The sequence below is a fragment of the Dickeya sp. Secpp 1600 genome, assembly GCF_003049805.1.
GTDB lineage: Bacteria > Pseudomonadota > Gammaproteobacteria > Enterobacterales > Enterobacteriaceae > Dickeya > Dickeya fangzhongdai.
The window spans coordinates 3,379,007-3,397,573 of sequence record NZ_CP023484.1 but is presented as its reverse complement, the minus strand read 5'-3'; the positions used below and the strand labels follow the sequence as shown (position 1 = coordinate 3,397,573).

15 protein-coding genes are annotated in these 18,567 nt (G+C 60.1%); 14 read left to right on the top strand and 1 reads right to left on the bottom strand.

All coding sequences use genetic code 11. The annotated features are described in order from the left end of the window. Window positions 1–2 precede the first annotated feature (2 nt). From hybE to fdoI, 13 genes are all read left to right on the top strand, one after another. Window positions 3–500 carry a hydrogenase-2 assembly chaperone gene (gene hybE / locus CPA59_RS15030; RefSeq protein ID WP_174213775.1) on the top strand — a complete coding sequence of 166 codons (498 nt, stop codon included), beginning with the start codon at window positions 3–5 and terminating at the stop codon, window positions 498–500. Window positions 501–504: 4 nt separating this feature from the next. Then, a complete protein-coding gene (hypA, locus tag CPA59_RS15025; protein ID WP_038667526.1) occupies window positions 505–846 on the top strand; it encodes a hydrogenase maturation nickel metallochaperone HypA in 342 nt (113 codons plus the stop codon). Window positions 847–912: 66 nt separating this feature from the next. After that, window positions 913–2,061, top strand: a complete 1,149-nt coding sequence (hypB, locus tag CPA59_RS15020; RefSeq protein ID WP_107759910.1) for a hydrogenase nickel incorporation protein HypB — start codon at window positions 913–915, stop codon at window positions 2,059–2,061. Between the two features lie 2 nt (window positions 2,062–2,063). Next, a complete protein-coding gene (gene hybG / locus CPA59_RS15015) occupies window positions 2,064–2,351 on the top strand; it encodes a hydrogenase maturation factor HybG (protein ID WP_038667529.1) in 288 nt (95 codons plus the stop codon). Continuing rightward, entirely contained in the window at window positions 2,338–3,453 is a 1,116-nt protein-coding gene (gene hypD, locus CPA59_RS15010) for a hydrogenase formation protein HypD (RefSeq protein WP_038919630.1), read from the top strand. Before hybG ends, hypD begins: the two co-directional genes overlap by 14 nt. Beyond that, complete coding sequence (gene hypE / locus CPA59_RS15005) at window positions 3,453–4,481, top strand: hydrogenase expression/formation protein HypE (RefSeq protein WP_038919629.1); 1,029 nt, start codon at window positions 3,453–3,455, stop codon at window positions 4,479–4,481. Before hypD ends, hypE begins: the two co-directional genes overlap by 1 nt. A 368-nt stretch (window positions 4,482–4,849) precedes the next feature. Next, on the top strand, window positions 4,850–7,144 hold the full coding sequence (gene hypF, locus CPA59_RS14995) for a carbamoyltransferase HypF (RefSeq protein WP_107759908.1): 2,295 nt from the start codon (window positions 4,850–4,852) through the stop codon (window positions 7,142–7,144). A 100-nt stretch (window positions 7,145–7,244) separates the two neighbouring features. Next, window positions 7,245–7,730: a YlaC family protein gene (locus tag CPA59_RS14990; RefSeq protein ID WP_038919625.1), complete on the top strand. Its 486-nt coding sequence runs from the start codon at window positions 7,245–7,247 to the stop codon at window positions 7,728–7,730. Window positions 7,731–7,856: 126 nt separating this feature from the next. Then, entirely contained in the window at window positions 7,857–8,600 is a 744-nt protein-coding gene (locus CPA59_RS14985) for a glutamine amidotransferase (RefSeq protein WP_107759906.1), read from the top strand. A gap of 11 nt (window positions 8,601–8,611) precedes the next feature. After that, window positions 8,612–10,033 carry a PLP-dependent aminotransferase family protein gene (locus tag CPA59_RS14980; protein ID WP_107760857.1) on the top strand — a complete coding sequence of 474 codons (1,422 nt, stop codon included), beginning with the start codon at window positions 8,612–8,614 and terminating at the stop codon, window positions 10,031–10,033. Between the two features lie 732 nt (window positions 10,034–10,765). Continuing rightward, the gene (gene fdnG, locus CPA59_RS14970) at window positions 10,766–13,816 is read left to right on the top strand and encodes a formate dehydrogenase-N subunit alpha (RefSeq protein ID WP_107759905.1); all 3,051 of its coding nucleotides are present in this window, start codon (window positions 10,766–10,768) and stop codon (window positions 13,814–13,816) included. 15 nt (window positions 13,817–13,831) lie between these two features. Beyond that, window positions 13,832–14,734: a formate dehydrogenase subunit beta gene (fdxH, locus tag CPA59_RS14965; RefSeq protein ID WP_049842387.1), complete on the top strand. Its 903-nt coding sequence runs from the start codon at window positions 13,832–13,834 to the stop codon at window positions 14,732–14,734. Continuing rightward, window positions 14,721–15,353 (top strand): formate dehydrogenase cytochrome b556 subunit, encoded by a 633-nt coding sequence (gene fdoI / locus CPA59_RS14960; protein ID WP_107759903.1) that lies wholly within the window; start codon window positions 14,721–14,723, stop codon window positions 15,351–15,353. The genes fdxH and fdoI overlap by 14 nt, the downstream gene beginning before the upstream one ends. A gap of 357 nt (window positions 15,354–15,710) precedes the next feature. Here fdoI and CPA59_RS14950 read toward each other — a convergent pair whose 3' ends face one another. Next, window positions 15,711–17,015 (bottom strand): MFS transporter, encoded by a 1,305-nt coding sequence (locus CPA59_RS14950; protein WP_100850479.1) that lies wholly within the window; start codon window positions 17,013–17,015, stop codon window positions 15,711–15,713. Window positions 17,016–17,397: 382 nt separating this feature from the next. On the opposite strand from CPA59_RS14950, the gene fdhE reads away from it, so the two are divergent. Next, on the top strand, window positions 17,398–18,351 hold the full coding sequence (fdhE, locus tag CPA59_RS14945; RefSeq protein WP_107759901.1) for a formate dehydrogenase accessory protein FdhE: 954 nt from the start codon (window positions 17,398–17,400) through the stop codon (window positions 18,349–18,351). Window positions 18,352–18,567: the final 216 nt, after the last annotated feature.

The window sequence follows — 18,567 nt, the reverse complement described above, 5'->3', positions numbered from 1 at the left end:
CAATACCCGGTGAGCGCAAAGAATTGGACTGGATTGCGGGGCATGATCAGAGTCCAGTGGCCTGGCTGGAGGCCGAGTTCGGCCGTATCGCGCAAGAGCGGATGCGGCTGTTGCCGTTTTATCGCGATGGCATTCCGGTGCGGGCCTGTGGGTTTACCCTGTTTGAACAGCAGTGGTTCGGTTGCCTGTTGACGCCGTGGATGATCAGCCTGCTGGTGTTGCCGGGACCGGGGCAGCAGTGGCCCCGGCGTGAGGTTTCCACCCGGCTGGCGCTGGAGCTGCCCTGCGGCAGCGTGAAATTTGTCGTGAGCGAGAGTGACGACGGACAGCAGTACCTGTCCTGCTCGCTGATGTCGCCGCTGGACTCGGCGCTTGGCGCCGGGCAGGCGCTGCAACTGGCGCAGCAAAGCGCGTGTATGGCGCTGTCGTTGCCGGTGCGTGACGCCGACGCTCCCGCAAACCTCAGCCGTCGTGCGCTGTTCAGTCGTTACCGGAGTTAGCGGCATGCATGAAATTTCCATGTGCTACAACGCGCTGGAGTTGATTGAGCAGCAGGCGCGTCAGCATGGCGCCCGGCGGGTGACCGGCGTCTGGCTGGAGATCGGCGCGCTGTCCTGCATCGAAGAGAGCGCGTTGCGGTTCTGTTTTGAATCGGTTTGTCGTCAAACGCTGGCGGAAGGCTGCCAGTTGCATCTGGCAGTGCGCCCGGCGCAGGCCTGGTGCTGGCAGTGTAGCCAGGCGGTAGAGGTAGCCGACCACGACAGCGGCTGCCCGCATTGCGGCAGTCATAGCCTGCGGGTCGAGAGCGGCGACAGCCTGCAACTGAAGCAACTGGCGATTGAATAACACGCCGTCGCCATGCCGGCGTGCAATCAGTAAAAAACGGTCTGGTTGACCGGAGGAGTCGTATCAATGTGTACCACATGCGGTTGTGGCGAGGGAGAGCGTCGAATCGAAGGCGATGAGCCGACCCATTCACACGACCATCCCCATACGCACGATCACCACCACGAACATAGCCACAGTCATGACCATGTCCACTCGCATCCCCATGAACACCATCACGATGGGCATCACCATGAACATGACCATCACCATGACGATGCGTCGGTCGCGCCTGGCGTGATCATTCATCATCACCACTACTACTATCACCACGGCGATGTGCATCACCATTATCACGGCGCGTCACGCCCGCTGGCGTTGCGTCGTGCGCATGATCACTCACACTCTCATGATGAGCACTCGCATGCTCATCATGAACACGCCCAGCCGGAAGCGCGCTTTCAACCGGTGGAACAAGAGCAGCATCTGCACTATGGGCAAGGGGCGGCCGGCACCCATGCGCCGGGCATTGGTCAGCAGCGCCTGTTGCAGATCGAGATGGATGTGCTGAGCAAAAACAATCAACTGGCGGCGCACAACCGCGAGCATTTCGACGCCGATCGGATTCTGGCGTTGAATCTGGTGTCCAGCCCCGGCTCCGGTAAAACCACCTTGTTGACCAGCACGCTGCATTTGCTGCGTGAACAGGTGCCGTGCGCGGTGATTGAAGGCGACCAGCAGACCACCAACGACGCCGAGCGTATCCGTGCTACCGGCGTCCCGGCGATTCAGGTCAACACCGGCAAAGGATGCCATCTGGATGCGCAAATGGTGCATGACGCCATGCATCGGCTGCAACTGCCGGCGCACAGCCTGCTGTTTATCGAGAACGTCGGCAATCTGGTGTGTCCGGCCGGTTTCGATCTGGGCGAACGTCACAAGATAGCGGTGCTGTCGGTGACCGAAGGGGAAGACAAGCCGCTCAAATACCCGCATATGTTTGCCGCCGCTTCGTTGATGGTCATCAACAAGATCGACCTGCTGCCGTATCTGGATTTTGATCTGGAAGCCTGTGTCGCCAATGCGCGCCGCGTCAATCCGCATATCGAGGTGATTGCGCTGTCCGCCCGCACCGGCGAGGGGATGGAGGCATGGCTGGCCTGGCTGGAAGCACAGTTGCTGGGAACCGAGTTGGCGAAAACGCCCTCACAACCGTCGCTGTTATCAGGAGCCTAATCATGTGCCTGGGCGTTCCCGGAAAAGTGGTCGCGGTTGGGCCGGATCTGCATTACCCGGCGCGGGTGGATGTCTGCGGCGTACAGCGCGAGGTGAACATCGCGCTGGTATGCGAGGGTGACCCGGCGGCGCTGGTGGGGCAGTGGGTGCTGGTGCACGTCGGCTTCGCCATGAGCCTGCTGGACGAGCAGGAGGCGCAGGAGACGCTGGCGGCGTTGCAATCCATGCAGGCGGTCGGGCTGGAACTGGATGAAGTACGGCAAACCGGAGCCATTTATGCAGTACGTTGATGAATTTCGCGATCCTGAGCTGGCGAAAGCGTTGTTGCAGCGCATTCAGGCGCTGGTCGACGCGATGCCGCAACTGAAAACGCGCCCGTTGCAGTTGATGGAAGTGTGCGGCGGACATACCCACGCTATTTTCAAGTTTGGCATCGACCGATTATTGCCGCCGGAAATCGAGTTTGTACACGGGCCGGGCTGCCCGGTGTGCGTGTTGCCGATGGGGCGGATTGACGCTTGTCTGGAGATCGCCGCCCGTCCGGAGGTGATTTTCTGCACCTTCGGCGACGCCATGCGGGTGCCGGGCCGCAACGGGTCGTTGCAGGATGCTCGCCGCCACGGCGCTGATGTGCGGGTAGTCTACTCGCCGCTGGACGCGCTGGCGCTGGCGGAACAGTTTCCTGATCGGCAGGTGGTGTTTTTCGGGCTGGGGTTCGAAACCACCATGCCGAGCACCGCGCTGACGCTGCAACAGGCCAAACGCCGCGGTATCCGTAATTTTTCGCTGTTCTGCCAGCACATCACCATTATCCCGACGTTGAAAAGCCTGCTGGAACAACCGGATCTACGTATCGACGGCTTTCTGGCGCCGGGGCACGTCAGCATGGTGATTGGCGCTTATCCCTATCAGCCGTTGTGCGAGCAGTTTCACAAGCCGTTTGTGGTCACCGGTTTCGAGCCGCTGGATATTCTGCAGGCGCTGCTGATGCTGGTGCAGCAACTGCACGACGAGCGCTGCGAGGTGGAAAACCAGTACCGCCGCATCGTGCCGGACAGCGGCAACACGCTGGCGCAGCAGGCGATGGCGGAGGTGTTCGAAACCAAAGCCAGCAGCGAGTGGCGCGGGTTGGGGGAAATCGCCGATTCCGGCATGCAACTGCGGGCGGAATACGCCGAATTCGACGCCGAGCGCCGCTTCAATCCGCAGCAACAGCAGGTGGCGGACGAGCCGCTGTCGCGCTGCGGCGAGGTGCTCACCGGGCGTTGCAAACCGGGCGACTGCCCGCTGTTCGGCCAGCGCTGCACGCCGCAAAACGCCATCGGCGCGCTAATGGTGTCCTCGGAAGGCGCTTGCGCCGCTTATTATCAGTATCGCCGGGAGTGCGCCTGATGAAGAACACGTTATTACCCAAAGAGATTACCCTGGCGCACGGCAGCGGCGGGCAGGCGATGCAGCAACTGATCGAAGGATTGTTTCTGCAGGCGTTTGATAATCCGTTGCTGGCGGAGCGCGAGGATCAGGCGCGTTTGCCGCTGGCCGCATTAAGCGAGCAGGGCGACCGGCTGGCGTTCACCACCGACAGCTACGTCATCGATCCGATCGAGTTTCCCGGCGGCGACATCGGCAAACTGGCGGTGTGCGGCACGGTTAACGATCTGGCGGTGAGCGGCGCGCTGCCGCGTTATCTCTCCTGCGGCTTTATTCTGGAAGAAGGGCTGGCGGGTGAGACGTTGCTGCGTCTTGTCACCTCAATGGCGCAGACCGCCCGCGACGCCGGGATCCAGATCGTTACCGGCGATACTAAAGTGGTGCCGCGCGGCGCGGCGGACAAAATTTTCATCAATACCGCCGGTATCGGCGTGATTCCTCACCACCTGCGTTGGGGTACTGGCGAAATCCGTCCCGGCGACCGTCTTATCGTCAGCGGCACGCTGGGGGATCATGGCGCCACTATCCTGAATCTGCGTGAGAAGCTGGGGCTGGAAGCGGAGCTGACCAGCGATTGCGCAGTACTGACGCCGCTGATTGCGCCGCTGCGTCAGATTGACGGCGTTCGCGCCCTGCGTGACGCCACCCGCGGCGGGGTGACGGCGATCCTGCATGAATTCGCGCAGGCCAGCGGCTGTGGTATGGAAGTGCAGGAGAGCGCCTTGCCGGTCAAACCGGCGGTGCGCGGCATCTGCGAACTGCTGGGGCTGGAGGCGCTGAATTTCGCCAACGAAGGCAAACTGGTGCTGGCGGTGTCGCCGGAGGCGGAAAACCGGGTGCTGGACGCCTTGCGGTCGCATCCGCTGGGGCGAGATGCCGCGGTCATCGGCAGCGTCACCGATAAAAAACAGGTGCGCCTGTGCGGCGTGTTCGGCGCCTCTCGGCTGCTGGATTTACCCCACAGCGAGCCCATGCCGAGAATTTGCTGACACGCAGCTGTTGGTAAACAGCCGTACTATTTTCATTGGCAGGAGAGCGAGAGGTTTCGTGCGGGATAAGCCACATTGTTTCTCTGTTATTTCATCACTCGCACGACAAGGAGAGGCTCAGCGCCGCCTCTCCTTGACCTCTGGCTGGTGGCTAAACTGTGCCGCTGCGCGGTTCCTTCGGCGTTCGCCTTCGCTGTTCGGGCCGCCCGTGACGCGCTCCCGGCGCGGCACGGGCTTTCGCCGCATCCATGCGGCTCACCCGGCGAAGCCGTCCACCTCAGCACAGTTTTTGACGCCAAAAAAAACGAACATCGGCATCTTTGCTACAGAAAATTCATCCTACAGATCCCAAATATAGGTTCTTACCTATGTCAGCTATTTATGTACAGACGACATCAGGCGTTGATATTCGCGTTAAAGGCAAGGTGCAGGGGGTGGGGTTTCGCCCCTATGTCTGGCAAATCGCCCATCGTCTTGGCGCCAAAGGTAGCGTGCTCAACGACGGCGCGGGCGTGCTGATCCGGCTGTGGCCGGCGAGCGTCGAGGCCGATTTCGTGGCGGCATTGTACGCCGAATGCCCGCCGCTGGCGCAGATCGACCAGGTAGCATGTCAGCCCTACCGCTGGGAGACGCTGCCGGACGATTTCGTGATTGAGCACAGCGGCGCCGGGCAGATGGATACCCACATCGTGCCGGATGCCGCCACCTGCGAGGCGTGCCGTCAGGAGTTGTTTGACCCGCATGACCGCCGCTACCGTTATCCGTTTATCAACTGCACCCACTGCGGCCCGCGTTTTACCATCATTCGCCAGATGCCCTACGACCGCCCGAATACCGCGATGGCGGCGTTCCCGTTTTGCCCGACGTGTCGGCAGGAGTACCAGCACCCGGCGGACCGGCGCTTTCATGCCCAGCCCAACGCCTGCCACACCTGCGGCCCGCAGGTGTGGCTGAGCGACGCTCACCGCATCGTGGCCCACGGCGATGACGCCATCATGCAGACGGCGGCAGCCTTGTGCGCCGGGCGAATCGTGGCAATAAAAGGGTTGGGCGGGTTTCATCTGGCCTGCGACGCCACCGATGCGCAGGCGGTAGCGCAGTTGCGATCGCGCAAACATCGCCCGGCCAAGCCGCTGGCGGTGATGTTGCCGGACGCTGGCTGGCTGACGCAGTGCAGCTCGGTTGCGGAACCCGCGTCGGCGCTACGCATGATGCAAAGCCCGGCGGCGCCGATTGTGTTGCTGCCGCTACGACAGGATGGCGCGCTGGCGGCAGGAGTTGCCCCCGGTCTGGATGAAGTGGGATTGATGCTGCCCGCCAATCCGTTGCAGCATCTGCTGCTGGCGGCGGTGGCGCGGCCGCTGGTGATGACCTCCGGCAATGCCGGCGGTAAGCCGCCGGCGCTGGATAATACCCAGGCGCTGGCCGATTTGGCGGGTATCACCGACCTGTGGCTGCTGCACGATCGCGATATCGTGCAGCGGGCCGACGACTCGGTGGTGCGGATGCAGGGGGAGCGGGCGGAGATGCTGCGGCGCGCGCGCGGCTATGTGCCGGATGCCTTGCCGCTACCGCCGGGGTTCAGCGAGCAGCCGGCGTTGCTGGCGATGGGCGCGGATCTCAAAAACACCTTCTGCCTGCTGCGCGATGGGTCCGCGATCGTCAGCCAGCATCTGGGCGATCTGGCCGATGACGAGGTGGAACGGCAATACCGGCAGGCGCAGACGCTGTTCGCCGATATCTACCGGTTTACACCGCAAGCCATCGCGGTGGATGCGCACCCCGGTTACGCCAGCCGCCGTCTGGGGCAGCAGCAGGCGGCGCAGTTGGAGATACCCTGCATGGAGGTGCTGCACCATCACGCGCATATCGTCGCCTGCATGGCCGAGCACCAGTGGCCGCGCGACGCCGGGCCGGTGATCGGTCTGGCGCTGGATGGCATCGGCTACGGCGGCGATAACCGCTGGTGGGGCGGCGAATGCCTGCGGGTGGATTACGCGCAGTGCCGGCATCTGGGCGGTTTGCCCGCGGTGGCGCTGCCGGGCGGCGATCTGGCGGCGCGTCAGCCGTGGCGCAATCTGCTGGCGCAATTTCTGGCGTTTGTGCCGAACTGGGAAACCTTACCGCAAGCCGGCGCGATCCCCGCCAACGCGACGCCGCTGTTGAAGCGCGCTATTGCGCGCGGGCTCAACGCGCCGCCGGCGTCGTCCGCCGGGCGGTTGTTTGACGCAGTGGCCGCCGCCTGCGGGTTTGCCGGCGAACAAAGCTGGGAAGGCGAGGCGGCCTGTTGGCTGGAAGCGCTGGCCCGGCAGCATCAGGATGAAACGCCGCCGGTGACCATGCCGCTCTCCGGCAAGCAACTGGATCTGGCGACGTTCTGGCGGCAGTGGCTGGCGTATCACGCTGCGCCGGCCGACCGCGCCTTTGCCTTTCATCTGGCGCTGGCCGACGGGCTGGCGGCGCTGGTGCGTCAGGCGGCGCGGGAACAGGGGCTGAATACGGTGGCGTGTTCCGGCGGGGTGATGCATAACCGGTTGCTGGTCAATCTGTTACGTGAGCGGCTGGCGGATTTTACCCTGTTGATGCCGTCGCGTTTGCCGGCCGGCGATGGCGGACTGGCGTTGGGTCAGGCGTTGATTGCCGCCAGCCGCCTGTCAGCGTAGCACTAACTGTTATGGTTTTTTTACGTCAGACTGTATCTGTTCTGGTTTGCGCGCCTATGCTACCTTCTCGCATGAATAACGCTGTGCCGGGAGGATTAGCGTGGACGAAGTCAAACGTATTCTGAGCGAAGAAATCGAGCGTCTGAACCGTGAAGAGCGGCGTGACAATCGCATCCGCTTCAGCCGTAAATTCATGGTGAGCCACCCTTATCTGTTCGGCGGTATGCTGGTGAGCTATGTGCCGGTGGCGCTGATTCTATGGTACGCGCCTTATTTCGGCGCGCCTTATGTGGCCGGGTTTACGCTGTTTCTGCTGCTGATGTCGCTGGCGATGTCGATGGATATCAATCCGCGCTACCGCTTCGAGGATATCGACGCGCTGGATTTGCGGGTGTGTTACAACGGCGAGTGGTATAACAGCCGCCATGTGTCGCCCCAGACGCTGGAGTTGTTGCTGCAGAGCCCGCAGGTGGCCGGGTCGGTTAAAGACGGCGTCGCCAGGCTGTTACAGACCAAGGGTTACCTCTATTTTTACGACGTCTTTTCTCTGGCATACCGTTCATCCACCCGGTCAATCCCCGGCTGATCGGTATGGGCGCCGCCTGTTGCCGATATGAGTAAAGTTCAACGGCATGAGGCGGTGACAGGGCGCGTCCCGCGTGGTACGTTCAAAACTCATCTTGTTTAAAGTCCCCGAGGCAAGCGACGCGCCATGACGACGTTAACCGCGAATTTCCCCGTTTCATCCCGACCACCCTCGCTGCTCATTGTGCAGATGGGCGAACCGCCCGAACCGATCGCTCATGCCGTCGGCCAGCAGGCCGACTGGTTCGGCAGCGCGCTGGCCGATGAAGGCGTGCGCCTGCATGTGGTGCGGCCGGACGCCGGCGACGCTTTGCCGAACCCCGGCGAGCATGACGCCGCCATCATCAGCGGTTCCTGGTCGATGGTGACCGACCGGCTGGACTGGAGCGAACGCACCGCCGACTGGTTGCGCCAGAGTGTGGATGCCGGGCTGCCGGTGCTGGGGGTGTGCTACGGCCATCAGCTGTTGGCGCATGCACTGGGCGGTACGGTGGCGGATAACCCGAATGGTCGGGAAATGGGCTTGAAGACCGTGACTCTGCATGACGACGCCGCGGAAGACGCACTGTTGACGGCGATACCGACGCAGTTCAGCGCCTACCTCAGCCATCTTCAGTCGGTGGTGGCGCCGCCGCCCGGCGCACAGGTGCTGGCGGCATCGGAACAGGATGGTTGCCAGATTATCCGTTATACGCCGCATACCTTGTCGTTTCAGTTCCACCCGGAGATGGATGCGGCGGTGATGAATGCCTGCCTGCGTCATTGCGCGTTGCCGGAAATGGCCGACAGCGCCGAGCCGGTGTGGGCACGGCGGTTGCTGCTGGATTTTGTCCGGCTGGCGTTATCTCGCTCACTGGCGTTATCCCGCTAAGGAGTTCTCCGCTGGCGAAATTCGAACAACTGGCCGATCAGATGCAGGCGCAGTTACAGGCCGGCATCTGGCAACCGGGAGAAAAATTGCCGTCGCTGCGCGAAAAGGCGGTGCATTCCGGTCTGAGCCTGATGACGGTGCTGCATGCCTACCAACTGCTGGAAAGTCAGGGCTGGATCATTTCACGCCCGCAGTCCGGCTACTACGCCGCGCCGCGTATCGAACGGCCGATCGCGCCGCCCGCCAGCGGCGACGCGGTGCACCTGACGGAGCACGTTGACGTCAACCGCTTTATTTTCGATGTGCTGCACGCCAGCCGCTCGCCCGGCGTAGTGCCGTTCGGTTCCGCCTTTCCCGATCCACGGCTGTTTCCCCAGCGCCAGTTGACCCGCTCGCTGGCGACGGTGGCGCGCCGTATGCAACCTGAAAACGCGGTGGATAACCTGCCGCCCGGCAACGAGCGACTACGCAAGCAGATAGCCCAGCGCTACGCGCTGCAGGGTATCGCCGTGTCGCCGGACGAGATCGTCATTACCAGCGGCGCGATGGAGTCGCTCAATCTGAGCCTGCAGATGCTGACCCGGCCCGGTGATTATGTGGTGGTGGAGTCGCCGTCGTTTTACGGCGCGTTGCAGGCGATCGAACGTTTACAACTGAAAGCCATCGCTATCGCCACCCACCCGCACACCGGCGTCGATCTGGCGGCGCTGCGCCAGGCGTTGCACGATTATCCGATTCGTGCCTGCTGGCTGATGACCAACTTTCACAATCCGCTCGGTTGCACGCTGGCGTGGGAGAAAAAGCAGCAACTGGCCGCGCTGTTGCGCGAGCATCAGGTGCCGCTGATTGAAGATGATGTCTACAGCGAACTGTACGCCGGCACCTATCGCCCGCTGCCGGTCAAGGCGCTTGATAGTGACGGGCAGGTGCTGCACTGTTCGTCTTTCTCAAAGAATCTGGTTGCCGGATTCCGGGTCGGCTGGGTGGCGGCGGGGCGCTGGGCGCAAGGTATTCAGCGGCTGCAACTGATGAGTACGCTCTCCGCCAGCGCGCCGATGCAACTGGCGGTGGCGGATTATCTGGCCACCAGCAGCTACGACAGCCATTTGCGGCGTTTACGGCGTACGCTGGAGCAGCGTAAACACCGGTTGTATCAGGCGATGAAGGTGCATTTCCCTGCCGGGGTGGACATTTATTACGCTGAAGGCGGCTATTTCCTATGGCTGGGGCTGCCGGAAGCGTTCAATAGCATTGAACTGTATCAGCAGGCGTTGGCGCAGGGCATCAGCATTGCGCCGGGCAGAATGTTCACCACCGGCGATAAATTTGACCGCTATTTTCGTATCAATACCTCTTTCGAATGGCAGGAAAAAACGGAAAACGCCATCATCGCGCTGGCCGCTCTGCTGAAAAAAGGGCTGTCCTCTTCCTGACGCCGATACTCTGGTTGATTGCCAGACGCCGTCGGCTCATTACTTATCTCCCGGCTATGGCCGTATAGATACCGCTTGTTCATTAATACCGGGACGTTCATTTTTATTTTTTTCTTCGGCAGGTGATTGCCGCCGGTTTTCGTCGTAAGCGCTGTCGGGAATATGATTATTTAATTTTCCGATTTATTTCTTTTCAATCTGACTGGTTTATTTATTTTCAGCCGGAAGATTATCGTCGTTATTTTTTTATTAGTGACGATTGTCATCGTTATTTTCTTGTTATTAACGAAGGCGTAAAAATAGATTATAGATAGCGGATTTTTTATAAAGAAATTCTTAATTATTTCAAATTGAAATAACACCGTCACGGTCGTTTCTCGTTACCGTTATGTAAAAAAATATACAGCGACACAGTGTGTTAGCGCGATTTGATAATGAGAATTATTCTATTTAAGCTGGTGATAACGTTAAAAAACGGCCTGTATGTGGTGAATTGTGATGGATTTGTTGTTGTTGAGATAATTAATTGGCGCTTTTTATTCATCAGTTCATAATACATATGTTTGATGGGGGTTTATGCGTTATTCCTGCCATCATTCATTCATATCAATAAAGCATTAATACATAAATACGATGTATACCCCAAATAGCTTGAGTTGCCGGAAAGCCAACACATCGTCAACTTGACGTATAAAGGGTATAGCTCTGAGTGATGTCGTGCGAGGAATCTCCATGCAGGTCAGCAGAAGGCAGTTCTTTAAAATATGCGCAGGCGGTATGGCTGGAACCACGGTCACCGCGCTGGGCTTTTCTCCCAGTGCCGCGTTAGCCGAAACGCGGCAATATAAATTATTACGCGCCAGAGAAACCCGGAATAATTGCACCTACTGTTCAGTCGGGTGCGGGATTCTGATGTACAGTCTCGGCGACGGCGCCAAAAACGCCAAAGCGTCCATTTACCACATCGAAGGGGATCCGGACCATCCGGTCAGTCGCGGCTCATTGTGCCCGAAAGGCGCCGGACTGGTGGACTTCATCCATAGCGACCAGCGCCTGAAATACCCGGAATACCGTGCGCCCGGTTCCGACAAGTGGCAGCGCATCAGCTGGGAAGAGGCGTTTGATCGCATCGCCCGATTGATGAAAAAAGACCGCGACGCCAACTTCGTCGAGAAAAACAGCGCCGGGGTGACGGTTAACCGCTGGCTGACCACCGGGATGCTGTGTTCGTCGGCGGCCAGCAATGAAACCGGCATTCTGGATCAGAAATTTGCCCGCGCGCTGGGGATGGTCGGCATCGATACCCAGGCGCGCCTGTGTCACGCCCCGACCGTGGCGGCGCTGGCGCCGACGTTCGGTCGCGGCGCCATGACCAACAACTGGGTGGACATCAAGAACGCCAACGTCATTCTGGTGATGGGCGGCAACCCGGCGGAAGCGCACCCGGTCGGCTTTAAGTGGGCGGTGGAAGCCAAGGTGAAAAACGGCGCCAAGCTGATCGTGGTCGACCCGCGTTTTAACCGCTCCGCCGCGGTAGCAGACCTCTATTCGCCGATTCGCGCCGGCTCCGATATCACCTTTCTGCTCGGCGTGGTGAACTACCTGTTGAGCCACGACAAGGTGCAGATGCCGTATGTGCAGGCATACACCAACGCCAGCCTGATCGTGCGCGACGACTTCAGTTTCGACGAGGGGATTTTCAGCGGTTACAGCGAGAAAGAGCGCAAGTACGACCGCACCTCCTGGCAGTACGAACTGGATGAGAACGGTTTTGCTAAACGCGATATGACGCTAAGCCATCCACGCTGTGTGTGGAACCTGCTTAAGACGCACGTCAGCCGCTATACGCCGGATCTGGTGACCAACGTCTGCGGCACGCCAAAGCAGGACTTTCTCACCATTTGCGACCTGCTGGCCTCCACCAGCGTGCCGGATCGCACCGCCACCATCATGTACGCGCTGGGCTGGACGCAGCACACCTCCGGCGCCCAGATGATCCGCACCGCGGCGATGATCCAGCTGTTGCTGGGCAACGTCGGTATGGCGGGCGGCGGCGTGAATGCGCTGCGCGGCCACTCCAACATTCAGGGTTATACCGACCTGGGGTTGTTGTCGCTGAACCTGCCGGGTTACATGCCGCTGCCGTCGGAAAAACAGACCACGCTGAAAGATTATCTGGATCAGATCACCCCGAAAGCGCTGCTGGCGGATCAGGTCAACTACTGGAAGAACACGCCCAAGTTTTTTATCAGCATGATGAAAAGCTTCTGGGGCGATAAGGCGCAGAAAGAAAACGATTGGGGCTACGACTGGCTGCCGAAATGGGACAAGAGCTACGATGCGCTGGCTTACTCCCGCATGATGCTGGACGGCAAGGTCAACGGCTACGTCGTGCAGGGGTTCAACCCGATAGCCGCATTTGCCGACTCCAACAAGGCGCGCGACGCGCTGGCGAAGTTGAAATACCTGGTGATCATCGACCCGCTGGCGACGGAAACCTCCAACTTCTGGCAAAACCACGGCGAACTGAATGACGTCGATCCGGGCAAGATTCAGACCGAAGTGTTCCGCCTGCCGTCGAGCTGTTTCGCCGAGGAAAACGGCTCCATCGTCAACTCCGGCCGCTGGCTGCAGTGGCACTATCAGGGCGCTGAGCCGCCGGGTGAGGCACGCCACGACGGCGTGATTATCGCCGGTCTGTTCCTGCGTCTGCGCGAGCTGTACGCCAAAGAAGGCGGCGCCAACCCGGCGCCGGTGCTGAACATGAGCTGGGATTATCTGGAGCCGGACGATCCGTCCGCCGAGGAGATCACCAAAGAGGCCAACGGTCGCGCGCTGGCGGATTTGTTCGATGACAAAGGCAACCTGCTGCTGAAGAAAGGGCAACTGCTGCCTGACTTCTCCCTGCTGCGCGATGACGGCTCCACCGCCAGTTTTTGCTGGATTTACGCCGGTTCCTGGACCGAAGCGGGCAACCAGATGGCGCGACGCGACAACGCCGATCCGTCTGGTCTTGGCTGTACGCCGGGCTGGGCCTGGTGCTGGCCGCAGAACCGCCGCATTCTCTACAACCGCGCCTCGGCGGATGAACAAGGCCGCCCGTGGGATCCGAAACGCGTGCTGCTGAGCTGGAACGGTCAGAAGTGGAGCGGTATCGACGTGCCGGACTTCGCCGCCACCGTCCCGCCGGGCAGCGCCGCCGGTCCGTTCATTATGCAGGCCGAAGGGCTGGGCCGTCTGTTTGCTATCGACAAGATGGCGGAAGGGCCGTTCCCGGCGCATTACGAACCGACCGAATCGCCGCTGAAAACCAATCCGGTGTACAGCAAGGCGCTGATTAACCCAGTGGCGCGCATTCTGGAAGCGGACCGCTCGCGTATGGGAACGGCAGACGAGTTCCCGTTTGTCGCCACCACTTATTCGATCACCGAGTTGTTCCGCCACTGGACCAAGCACGCGCGCCTTAACGCCATCGTGCAGCCGGAGCAGTTCGTCGAAATCGGCGAAGGACTGGCGAAGCAGAAGGGGATTCAGGCCGGCGATGTGGTGAAGGTCAGCAGCAAGCGGGGATACATCAAGGCGAAAGCCGTCGTCACCAAGCGTATCCGCACCCTGACGATTCAGGGCAAACCGGTGGAGACCATCGGCGTGCCCTGTCACTGGGGCTTTGAAGGCACCACCCAGAAAGGCTTTATGGCGAATATCCTGACGCCGCATGTCGGCGACGCCAACAGTCAGACGCCTGAGTACAAGGCGTTTCTGGTCAATGTGGAAAAGGCGTAGTCGCGGAGAAACACTATGGCAATGCAATCACAAGATATCATCCGTCGCTCCGCGACCAACTCACTGACGCCGCCGCCGCAGGCTCGCAACCACAAAGAACAGGTCGCCAAACTGATCGACGTGACCACCTGTATCGGCTGTAAAGCCTGTCAGGTGGCCTGTTCCGAGTGGAACGACATCCGCGATGACGTCGGACACAATGTCGGGGTGTACGACAACCCCACCGATCTCAGCGCCAAATCCTGGACGGTGATGCGTTTCGCCGAATTCGAGGAGAACGGCAAGCTGGAATGGCTGATCCGCAAGGATGGCTGTATGCACTGCGCCGATCCGGGCTGCCTTAAGGCCTGCCCGTCGGAAGGGGCGATCATCCAGTACGCCAACGGCATCGTCGACTTCCAGTCGGAGCACTGCATCGGGTGCGGCTACTGTATCGCCGGTTGTCCGTTCAACGTGCCGCGCATGAACAAGGACGACAACAAGGTGTACAAGTGCACCCTGTGCGTCGACCGTGTGGAGGTTGGTCAGGAACCGTCCTGCGTGAAGACCTGCCCGACCGGGGCGATTCATTTCGGCACCAAGGAAGAGATGAAAGTGCTGGCGGCCGAACGGGTAATAGACCTGAACAGCCGTGGTTACAGCAATGCCGGTCTGTACGACCCGGCCGGCGTCGGCGGTACGCACGTGATGTACGTGCTGCATCACGCCGACAGGCCGCAGTTGTACAACGGCCTGCCGGCCAACCCGAGCATCAGCCCGGCGGTGACCTTCTGGAAAGGTATCTGGAAACCGCTGGCCGCTATCGGTTTTGCCGCCACCTTCGCCGCCAGCGTATTCCACTACGTGGGTATCGGTCCGAACCGGGTAGAAGACGATGACGAAGCGCACCACGAGGGCAAGCAGCATGAAAAAGAGTAATCGGATTCAGCGTTACAGCGCACCCGAGCGCATTAATCACTGGATTGTGGCGTTCTGCTTTGTGTTCGCCGCACTGAGCGGGCTGGGTTTTTTCTTCCCGTCGCTCAACTGGCTGATGAATGTGCTGGGTACGCCGCAGCTGGCGCGCATCCTGCACCCGTTTGTCGGGGTAGTGATGTTTGTCGCTTTCCTGCTGATGTTCTTACGCTACTGGAAACACAACCTGATTGAACGCAGCGACCTGGAGTGGGCGAAAAATATCCACAAAATCGCCCGCAACGAAGAAGTCGGCGATACCGGTCGTTATAACTTCGGTCAGAAATGCGTGTTCTGGCTGGCGATTACCAGTCTGCTGCTGTTGCTGGCGAGCGGGATCGTGATCTGGCGGCCGTACTTCGCGCCGTCGTTCTCCATCCCGGTGATCCGGGCGGCGCTGGTGGTGCATTCGGTGTCCGCGGTCGGTTTGATCCTGACCATCATGGTGCATGTGTACGCCGCCTTGTGGGTGAAAGGCACCATCACCGCGATGGTGGAGGGCTGGGTTTCCAGTTCCTGGGCGAAGAAACACCATCCGCGCTGGTATCGCGAGCTGCAATCCAAAGGGCAGGATAAGCACTGATCCTAATTCGCAAACTGGTGAAGTCTGTGGTTGATGGTGAGGTTTTTCAGCGTCAAAAACTGTGCTGAGGTGGGCGACTTCGCCGGATGAGCGGCATGGACGCCGCGAAAGCCTGTGCCGTGCTGGGAGCACGTCACAGGCGGTCCGAACAGCGAAGGCGAACGCCGAAGGGACCGCGCCAGCGGCACAGTTTAGCCGTCAGCCAGAGGTCAAGGAGAGGCGGCGTTGCGCCTCTCCTTGTCGTGCGTGCGATGAGATAACAAAGAAACGACACCGTTTATCTCGCACGAAACTATTCCCTGATCAGACAAACTTAACCGTTCACAAAGCAACACGGCTGTTTGCCTACAGCCCAGCTCAGCGATTTACCAGTTTTGCCGGCAGCGCCACCACCAGCAGCGAGCTGAGCAGCAGACAGAAGGCGAAGAACCACAGTGCGCCGCTGCCGCTGCCGGTTAGCTCCATAGCGAACCCCATGATTGAATTGCTGACCAGGCCGGCGATATTCGCCAGCGAGCAGGCCAGCGCAAAGCCGGTAGCGGCGGCGGTGCCGGTGAGGAAGGTGGCGGGCAGGCTGAAGAACACCGGCACGGTGCCAATAATGGTGGCCTGCGCCACCGAGAACAGCAGCACCGTCATTACGATATTCTGGGTGAAGAAAGTGCTCGCCACCATCGCCGCCGCGCCCAGCCAGAACGGCACGATGATGTGCCAGCGCCGTTCGCGCAGCCGGTCGGAGCTGGCGCCGAGCAATACCATGCCTGCCAGCGCCGCGATGCTGGGGACTGCCGTCAGCAGGCCAATCTGCCCGATATCGGCCACGCCGGCTTTTTTAATGAAGGTCGGCAACCAGAACCCCATGGCATAGGCGCACAGCAGAATCGAGAAATCGATGCCGCCCAGCATCCAGACTTTCAGGTTGAAGAAGCCGTCGCGAAAGCGGTGTTTCATATACGGCGCTTCGCGGGCGTCGATTGCCAGATCGGCGCGCACCTGCGCTTTGTCCGTCTCGCTCAGCCAGCGCGCCTGATCAACGCCGTCCGGCAGCAGCCAGAGGGTCAGCACGCCAAGCAGTACGCTCGGCAGCCCCTCCAACAAAAACATCCACTGCCAGCCGCGCAGCCCGTGGGCCAAATCAAAATGCGACATAATCCAGCCTGACAGCGGGCCGCCCACCACACTGGAAAGCGGCAGGCCGATCATGAACAGCGAAATGATGCGACTGCGCCGCCAGGAGGGGAACCAGCGCGTCAGGTAGTACAACACGCCGGGCAGAAAACCGGCTTCCGCCGCGCCAAGCAGAAAACGCAGCACGTAGAATTGAACCGGCGTGGTGACAAACATCGTCGCGGCGGACAGCAATCCCCAGCTGATCATGATGCGCGCGATCCAGATTCGGGCGCCGACGCGTTGCAGAATCAGGTTGCTCGGCACCTCGAACAGAATATAGCCGACGAAGAACAGCCCGGCGCCGAGGCCGAAGGCGACGTCGCTGAGCGCCAGCTGATTCGCCATCTGCAGTTTCGCCAGCCCGATATTGATGCGGTCAAGGTAAGCGGCGAGATAACACAGGCACAGGAACGGGATCAGCCGCCAGGTAATTTTGCGGTAAACCGACGCGATAGCGCCCGGCGTGGGTGTCTGAGAATAAACTGCGGTCATGTATGTCGTTTCCAGCATTAGACGGAGTTATCGTTATACCTATCAGGCGGTGTCCCTTGACCGTGCGCATCCGTGGCTGACGCCCTTTCACCGAGTGTCCGAACCTGTGCGCCGGATCGCCGCCGCGTGCCTGCCGGCGCGCCAGCGGCGCCAATAGTAACGGCACAGCCTGAGTTCTGTCGGCGAAAGACAGCCACCCAATTTTGCGGTCGATAGCCGGTCGTGTCTATCCAGTTTGGCTGATGTTTTCCATTCCCAGGCACGGCTCGGAAAATCACTCCTTATTGTGAGGAATAACCTGCTAACATGAGGGCATCAGAACGGGGGCCGGCGTGGTATTCGCACGGCCCCTGCCACGTGGATAAACAGGAAACATAACCTGATGAGTATTCGTATTGTGCCGCAGGAGCAACTGGCCGACAGTGAGAAAACCTCAACCATCGGCACGATTCCTCCCTTGCTGTTCGCTAACCTAAAAAGCCTGTACAGCGGTCGTGCCGAGCGCCTGCGCCAGCTGGCGCAGGATCACCCGCTGGCGGATTACCTGCTGTTTGCCGCCGACGTGGTGGACGCGCAGGAAAAAGTGCGGCATGACCATCCGCTGGAGAAGGACCTCGCCGGCCTGTTGCACGATAGCGCGCACAACAGCAGCGTGCAAAACAGCGCCGTACGCCCGCCGCTGGATGCCGCCACGTTTGCGCGCGATCCGCACTGGCATACTCTGCTGCAGGCGTTGATTGAAGAACTGAAAGCCACCGCCAGCGGCCAGGTACTGACCACGCTGGAAAACCTGGAAAAGATGCCGGCGCAGCAGTGGGACGCGCTGGCGGATGCGCTGATCGCGCAACAATTCACGCCGGAAAACAACGATAAGGCGCCGTTCGTCTGGGCGGCGTTGTCGCTGTACTGGGCGCAAATGGCGACCCAGTTGCCGGGGCGGGCGCACGCCGAGCAGGGCGAGCATCGCCAGTTTTGTCCAGTGTGCGGCAGCATGCCGGTCTCCGGCGTGATACAGATTGGCGCCACCAGCGGCCTGCGCTACCTGCACTGTAACCTGTGCGAAACCGAATGGCATATGGTGCGCATCAAATGCAGTAACTGTGAGCAGGCGGGTAAACTGCACTACTGGTCGCTGGATGATGAGAACTCTGCCATCAAGGCGGAAAGCTGCGACGACTGCGGCACCTACCTGAAACTGTTGTATCAGGAAAAGGATCATCGGGTGGAAGCGGTGGCGGACGATCTGGCCTCACTGGTGCTGGACGTGAAAATGGAAGAAGAAGGGTTCTCCCGCAGCAGCATCAATCCGTTTCTGTTCCCGGACAGTAGTCAGTAAGCGGAATAAGTTGCCTGCTGGAACGGTGTTGACTCACGGGAGCCAACGCCGTTGTTGTTGATTTGGTCTTTCTCTCTTCTGCTTTTATTCCAGTCGATGCTGCATTATGTTTTACGGCAGTAATTTATTCTTTTATAAAAAAACTAATAGAATAATTGGCGTGAAGCTATTTTTAATCTCTTTTATTGCCCCGAATTTATTCTTAAATAGTTTTTC

Excerpts from the sequence above, each read along its gene's own strand:
- hybG (WP_038667529.1), top strand. The coding sequence starts at position 2,064 with ATGTGCCTGGGCGTTCCCGGAAAAGTGGTCGCGGTTGGGCCGGATCTG.
- fdnG (WP_107759905.1), top strand. The coding sequence starts at position 10,766 with ATGCAGGTCAGCAGAAGGCAGTTCTTTAAAATATGCGCAGGCGGTATG.
- fdxH (WP_049842387.1), top strand. The coding sequence starts at position 13,832 with ATGGCAATGCAATCACAAGATATCATCCGTCGCTCCGCGACCAACTCA.
- hypF (WP_107759908.1), top strand. The coding sequence starts at position 4,850 with ATGTCAGCTATTTATGTACAGACGACATCAGGCGTTGATATTCGCGTT.
- hypB (WP_107759910.1), top strand. The coding sequence starts at position 913 with ATGTGTACCACATGCGGTTGTGGCGAGGGAGAGCGTCGAATCGAAGGC.
- CPA59_RS14985 (WP_107759906.1), top strand. The coding sequence starts at position 7,857 with ATGACGACGTTAACCGCGAATTTCCCCGTTTCATCCCGACCACCCTCG.
- fdoI (WP_107759903.1), top strand. The coding sequence starts at position 14,721 with ATGAAAAAGAGTAATCGGATTCAGCGTTACAGCGCACCCGAGCGCATT.
- hypE (WP_038919629.1), top strand. The coding sequence starts at position 3,453 with ATGAAGAACACGTTATTACCCAAAGAGATTACCCTGGCGCACGGCAGC.
- hypA (WP_038667526.1), top strand. The coding sequence starts at position 505 with ATGCATGAAATTTCCATGTGCTACAACGCGCTGGAGTTGATTGAGCAG.
- fdhE (WP_107759901.1), top strand. The coding sequence starts at position 17,398 with ATGAGTATTCGTATTGTGCCGCAGGAGCAACTGGCCGACAGTGAGAAA.
- hypD (WP_038919630.1), top strand. The coding sequence starts at position 2,338 with ATGCAGTACGTTGATGAATTTCGCGATCCTGAGCTGGCGAAAGCGTTG.
- CPA59_RS14950 (WP_100850479.1), bottom strand. The coding sequence starts at position 17,015 with ATGACCGCAGTTTATTCTCAGACACCCACGCCGGGCGCTATCGCGTCG.